This window comes from Okeania sp. (genome assembly GCF_035285525.1).
Classification (GTDB): Bacteria; Cyanobacteriota; Cyanobacteriia; order Cyanobacteriales; family Microcoleaceae; genus Trichodesmium.
Genome location: NZ_JAYKGW010000134.1, coordinates 20,552 through 27,242, shown reverse-complemented (window position 1 = coordinate 27,242; position 6,691 = coordinate 20,552). Strand labels below are relative to the sequence as shown.

Sequence of the window (6,691 nt, the reverse complement as noted above, 5' to 3'; positions counted from 1 at the left end):
TCGAATATTTCGGTATCGAAATCTAGACTTAGATATGGAAAGTTGCCAGAGATAGTATTAGTAGTCGTTAAATTATCAGAATTTTTATCAGAAGTTATTTTGAGAGTTTTACTATTCAATGACTGATGTTTTGATTTGGCAAAACTTGCCATTAGACTAACCAATTCATTCCAGAGAATTTCCCAATTTTCTAATTTCTGAAGAGAGAAGTTATCCGGTTTAGCCAAATCGAATTTTTGAGAATTAAAACTACCAATATCTGTAATAAAGTTTTTCTGAGATAAAGCATCAGTAATAGTCAAATACCATAAACTTTTATCAACCTTTATTTTTCCACTTTTCTTCTCTTCAACTTTTTCAATACCACCAACAATTCCAAATCTCAGCAAAATATGTTGTACTTGCCTAACCAACTTTTCACTAACAACAGAATAACCAAAACATACTTCTCCACTTTCAGATATTTTCACCCATCCATCCGAAGAAAATAGATATTTAATAAATAAAGCTAACTGCGACTTTTCCAATTTAAAAACCAGAGGAAAAAGACATAAATTTTCAGAATCAATCAGAGAAGAAAATTCACTTTCTGGAATAGTTTCATTTCCAAAAATATCTAACCGACCGGGTACGGCTATTTTTTCTCCTACCCGCAATTTTGCCAAAGTTTTCCAACCATCAACCGTCAAAAAAGGATGAGTAATTGTTGTTTCAACAAATCTTCCTAATTTTGTCGTAACTCTAAATAGAGGTTTAATTCCATCATCAACAAAAGCACTAGGTTTAGTCAGATAAAACCTTCTATTTTTTCCCAAAGTTAATAACTCTATTTCTTGCCTTTGATAAACCTCCGCCAAAGTAATTAAACTACCATCTTTTTGCAAAACCAAAGTATCATAACTAGCACATTTTCCCATCGAAGGTCTACCCGCGACAATAATTAAATCCGACCTTTGAAAACCTCCAGTCATTGCATCTAAATCATAAAAACCACAAGCCAAACCAGGTAAAGCAACCCCCTCATTTCTATCTTCAATTTCCTGAAAAGTATCAATTAAAGTCTCAGAAATAGGAACTAAATCTTGTTGTGGTTTATCCTGAGTTAGAGCAAATATTTTTTGTTCTGCTTGGTCAAGAATAGTTTCTAATTCAGTCGCAGTTTTAAATCCTAAATCAAAAATTTCATTTCCAGCTTGGATTAATTTCCGTCGAATATATTTATCAACAACTAAAGCTGCATATTGGTCGATATTAACTGCCGAAATAGTTCGTTCTAATAGTTGAACAATTTTGACTTGTCCGCCAATTTTTTCCAACTGATTATTATCAGTAAGGAAACTGGTAACAGTCATTAAATCTGTAGGTTTGCCCTGATTATAAAGTTGCCACATTGCTTTATAAATAATTTGATGAGCTTGAATAGCAAAAAAATCCGGGCGTAATAATTCTGTGACTCGATTAATAGCTTCTGGGTCCAGCAGAATACCACCTAAAATAGCTTCTTCTGCTTCAATATTTTGGGGAGGTAGGCGATCGCTTTGCATTTATTTAATTAAAAAGGGAATAGGGAATAGGGAATAGGGAACAGGGAATAGTAAAGAAGGAAAAACAGGATTAAATAGTAATTTTCTACAAGGAAAAATCCTAATCAATACAGAATTTTTTTATTAGAAAAAACCTCTATCTAGATTTACGGAATAATTAATAATTGAATAATTCAGCTTTATTAGTCTCTTCTTTCAAATTGAAAGAGCAGTCGAGAACCGAAGCACACTATATCCAATCGACCAAGAGAAATAAATTTTTTCCTTTTAGTCAATCCTCTCGCCTTTTAGCTATCCCTTATCAAGAACTCCTGAAACCCTTGTGGGAGGGTAGAGAAAATGGGGAGGAGGGGGAGGAAGAATCCTGTCTACAGTTATCAAAAAAATATCTAATTCAATACACTTTTTTCCCAATTTTAGCCTTTGAGAGGCTTCTTCATAACTTGTCTATTTTGTCAAATTTTATGTTAAGAAAAATTTTTATAAAGTATAGTCCTAAAAGGGAAAGGTAACTATAGTGATCGCCGCTCAGGTATTTACAATTCCAGCTCAAAGTGCAGTAAGCGAAAAGGTATACAAAAAATGATTTGTAAAGATACCAGGGCAGATTGCTATGTCAATTATCAATTATCCATTATCCATTGATGAAATCTCATTTAAAAATTCTATAGAATTGCTATATACCACTTATTTATCAAAAAAAGTTCTGTATTCTATCGACTAGGAGAATATAAGAAGTGCAAATTAATCAATGAATTAACATCATTTTTACATGAAAATTTATACTTTATCTTATATTTTTTTAGTCTCTAATGAAAATTTAAAATAGGGGTTATACACTACTATTAATCCATTAAAACATCAATAAATAGCTCTGTATTAAACTGATAAAAAATAATTGTGTTATAGTATTCATTGTGGGTGTATCTCCAGTCAAACAAATTCCAACTTAATTGAAATTTAGTTTTTTTATTCCAGGAGGCATAAACAATGGATATCGACTCATCATCAAGCTCATTATTCAGCACTATAGAAACAGAAGCTGAAGATACAAATAGTTTATTTTCACCCTCAAACTATGAGACTAATTATTCCGCTCCTTCTCCAGATATTTCTCTACAAAGTTTAGCTTCAGATGATTATATAAACTCTGTTGAATATTTGCTTGATTCTCAGGATTTAGAAGTAAATGAATTACAGTATATCTCTACAGATTATGCAACTTTTAAAAATCTAGAAATTGATTCAATTACAGGCGATCGCTCTGATATTGACATCCAGTTAAGAGCTGGTAAAAAGTCAGATGATACTTTTAAGACTGCCACAGAAATAGATATAATTTCTGGTGAAAAAATCAGAATAAATGACAGAATAGGCTACAAAGAAAATGGTAATCCTGACAAACATGACTACTATAATTTCAGTTTATCTGAAAATGCCGAAGTAAGTATTCAACTAGATAAACTGAAGAAAAATGCCAACCTTAATTTATTTGATGAAACTGGCAAAAAAGTATTAGAAAAGTCGAATCAAAAAGGTAAACAATCAGAAAATATTACTGAATATTTAGAAGCAGGAGATTATTATTTCCGGGTATCTGCTGTGGGAACGGCAAAAACTCCTTATCGTTTAACTTTAGAAACAATTTCTGATGATAGAAGTATAGAAGGAGCTAATAATTTAGGCAAACTATCTAATAAAACAGTGAAATTTAAGGATAAAATTGGGTACAGAGAAAATGGAAAAAGAGATGAAATAGATGTCTATAGTTTTGAGATTCAGGAAGAACGGAAAGTAGATATTTCTCTGGATAAACTGAAGCAAGATTCTCATATAAAATTAATTGATGAAGACGGCGAAACAGTTTTGGATAAGTCTACAAATAAAGGTAAAAAGTCAGAAACAATTACAGAAATTTTAGAACCAGGAACTTATTATTTAGAAGTATCTGCTCCTGGCAAAGCTAAAACAAATTATGAACTTAGTTTCAGTTCAGAGAAGGTTAATAAAATTTTTCCGCAGGAAGGAATAATTTATGAATCAGGTACACAAATCGGATTTGAAAATAGAGTTTCTTTAGAAATACCTGAAGGATGGTTTGGTCAAATACCTTCAGAATATGATAATAATAAATTGAATTTAACTTCTAAAGAGTATCCAGGTATCTATGTAGAAGTCAGTAATAATTACTTGACAGGTTCTATTCAGGAATTAGCTAATATCTGGAGTCAGGAAACTGAAATTGGTGGAGTTACTTTTGAACCACAAGGAAAAGCAAATGTAAAAGGTAATCAAATTACTAACACTTATATTACCAAAAATTCACAACCTCAAGAAAAGTTTTATGTGGTTAATACTGTAGGTTTTAATAATGAAACTGGTATAGTGTTAGTGGGGGGACCTGCTAATAAATTAAAAGACGATAAAGATATAGCAAATAAGTTAGTTGAAAGTCTAGATTTTCCTGAACCTACTGACTGGGAATCATACTTGAGCGATCGCTGGTTATCTTACTATTACAATAGCGATTTTTTAGAGTTTGATTATAATTTAAATGGAGTGATCGATCCTTGGGAAGAATTATCAGATCTGGAAATAATTGATGGAATTTTCTTATATGGTGATAGTTCATTTAATCGTCTTTATTCTTCGTACTCAGAGGTAACAGGAAATCTAGATTTTAATCTTTCTGGTACTTGGGATATTACTCAAAAAGATGAGTTAGCATTGTACAATGAAGACGGTAGTTTAGATGTTAAAAAACTTACTGGTCCTGACATAGATAATGAAATTTTTTACGGTGAACTAACTTATGAGGTGAGGGAACGAGACTGATGTAGAAAAGCTATAGTTCGTATTTTTTAGTATCTTTGCGTAAGTTATATATGGATAAAACTTGCTTGCGCATTTTTTTTGCTTTAAACACTAGATATTTCCTAAGATATGACAAGCAGTATAGATTATTAATAATTAAGTAATAAAAGTGATAGTTTCTAGTAAAAAGCGAATATTTTGAATATCTATTCTATCAGATATCAGTTATCTATATTTTGAGTTCAACTAATAACTAATAACTGATTTTTCACGCCATCTGTATAGATGATAGATGATTATAAGTTGAGTAATAAAAGTCAAAATTTTCAGTCAAAAGTAAATATTTTTAATATCTATTCTATCAGATATCAGTCATTCATATTTCCAGTTCAACTAATAACTTATAACTGATTTTTTGGGAACCGTAAAAGCTGTTAGCGCAGTTCCGAACCAGGAGGCTAACTGATAACTGATAACTGATAACTGATAACTGAAAAGCTGTTAACTACCTACCACTTGAATCTCCACTTCAGCAGTTACCTCTGGATGAAGTTTAATTTCAGCTTTGTAGAAACCAACCTTACTAATTTCTGGTAAAGTAACACCACGTCTATCTATTTCTTGACCTGTACTTTCCTTAATTAATTCCACCAATTCTCTATCAGTAACCGTACCAAAAATTGCATCATTTTCACCTACTTGTTTAGCAATTTTAAAACGACCAACTGTTTCCAAAGCAGTCTTTTGAGCTGTCGCTGTTTGCTTAATTTCTATTTGTCTTTGTCGCTCTTCTTCCTTACGACGTTCTACTTGCTTCAGAACACCTGGAGTAGTGCGAAAAGCAATTTTCCTAGGAATCAAATAGTTACGCGCATAACCAGGAGCTACGTCTACAACATCCCCTGATTTTCCTAATTTGTTGACATCTTGATTCAAGACTACTTGTAATTTTTTGCCCATGACTGTATTTGTAAAATTTTACTCCAAACTTTTATTATATCAGAATTTCCCCAATACATAAAATAATAACTAACTAAAGATTAATTTAAGGTATAGTATATATGAAGGAAATATATATGAAGGAAATATTATAGATGAAGTTGGCAGTATGGGCGAATGGCCATTGACCTGTAATTTTTACTGTTACTAAATTAAAAATTGAATGTAGTAAAAATCAGACAAATCTTTACTTCTTTTATTAAAAAGCTGTTTGCTATAGCATTTCAAAGCATGAGATGACCGCTAATACCTAAATGCTTATGATTTAATAAGTAGTAAAATTTGTTAATCAAACTAAAATGAAACAAAAATCTCTAAAAATAATTCTAGGAACAATCTTAACCAGCTTTTTAATAATTTTTGCCTCCTGTCAACCAGTTCAAAATTCCCAAACTTTAACTCTTCGGACAGCTCATAGTAACTGGATAGAAGAATCATTTCAAACTTATATTGTTAATATAGGTCTAGAAAAACTTGGTTATCAGATAGAAAAACCAAAAGAAATTGATTATCCAGCACTTTATATTTCTGTAGCAAATGGAGACTTAGACTATAGTGTTATTTATTATCAACCAGGGCACAATAAATTCTTTGAAAATGCTGGTGGTGAAGAAAAATTAGAGGGAGTTGGAACTTTAGTACCTCCAGGAATGCAAGGATATCAAATTGATAAAAAAACAGCCGATAAATATAAAATTACTAATATTGAACAATTTAAAAATCCAGAAATAGCTCAACTTTTTGACTCTGATAAAGATGGTAAAGCAAATTTAGTTGGTTGTAATCCTGGTTGGGGTTGTGAACTGGCGATAGATCATCAAATCGAAGCTTATAAATTACAAAATACTGTCGAACAAAATCGAGGTCAATATACAGTGCTTTTAGCAGATGCGATTACTCGTTATAATAAAGGTGAATCTATTATTTATTATGCTTATAATCCCCACTGGATATCTGCAGTTTTACAGCCAGAGAAAGATGTTATTTGGTTAGAAGTTCCTTTTACATCTTTACCAAAAGAAATGGGAAATTTGACGGAAAAAGATACATTATTAGATGGAAAAAATCTGGGTTTTCCTAGAAGTAAACAGGGTATTGTAGCTAATAAAAAATTTCTAGAAGCTAATCCAGTTGCGAAAAAGTGGTTTGAATTAGTAGAAATTTCTGTTGCAGATATGAATGCTGAAAGTTTACGCATTAAAGAGGGTGAAGATAAACCAGAAGATATTTTAGGTCATGCTCAAGAGTGGGTAAAAAATAATCAACAAAAATATGATAGTTGGTTAGAAATAGCTAGACAAGCAGTTCAATAATGGATAATTGATAATTACCTC

The 6,691-nt window shown here is 31.4% G+C and carries 4 protein-coding genes; 2 read left to right on the top strand and 2 right to left on the bottom strand.

What is annotated here, in order from left to right; genetic code table 11:
- A partial coding sequence (locus VKJ25_RS12725) for a DnaB-like helicase N-terminal domain-containing protein (protein ID WP_324237002.1) occupies positions 1-1,544 on the bottom strand: 1,544 nt, incomplete at its 3' end.
- Between the two features lie 990 nt (positions 1,545-2,534).
- Here VKJ25_RS12725 and VKJ25_RS12720 point away from each other — a divergent pair.
- A complete protein-coding gene (locus tag VKJ25_RS12720; RefSeq protein WP_324237001.1) occupies positions 2,535-4,379 on the top strand; it encodes a PPC domain-containing protein in 1,845 nt (614 codons plus the stop codon).
- A 480-nt stretch (positions 4,380-4,859) separates the two neighbouring features.
- Here the strand turns inward: VKJ25_RS12720 and rplI are convergent, their stop codons facing one another.
- Positions 4,860-5,318, bottom strand: a complete 459-nt coding sequence (gene rplI / locus VKJ25_RS12715) for a 50S ribosomal protein L9 (protein ID WP_324237000.1) — start codon at positions 5,316-5,318, stop codon at positions 4,860-4,862.
- 338 nt (positions 5,319-5,656) lie between these two features.
- Between rplI and proX the strand changes: the two genes are divergently transcribed.
- Positions 5,657-6,670 carry a glycine betaine/L-proline ABC transporter substrate-binding protein ProX gene (gene proX / locus VKJ25_RS12710; protein WP_324236999.1) on the top strand — a complete coding sequence of 338 codons (1,014 nt, stop codon included), beginning with the start codon at positions 5,657-5,659 and terminating at the stop codon, positions 6,668-6,670.
- Positions 6,671-6,691 lie beyond the last annotated feature (21 nt).

What these genes read in the sequence shown, in the direction of transcription:
- VKJ25_RS12720 (WP_324237001.1), top strand. Translation starts at nt 2,535, where the DNA reads ATGGATATCGACTCATCATCAAGCTCATTATTCAGCACTATAGAAACA.
- rplI (WP_324237000.1), bottom strand. Translation starts at nt 5,318, where the DNA reads ATGGGCAAAAAATTACAAGTAGTCTTGAATCAAGATGTCAACAAATTA.
- proX (WP_324236999.1), top strand. Translation starts at nt 5,657, where the DNA reads ATGAAACAAAAATCTCTAAAAATAATTCTAGGAACAATCTTAACCAGC.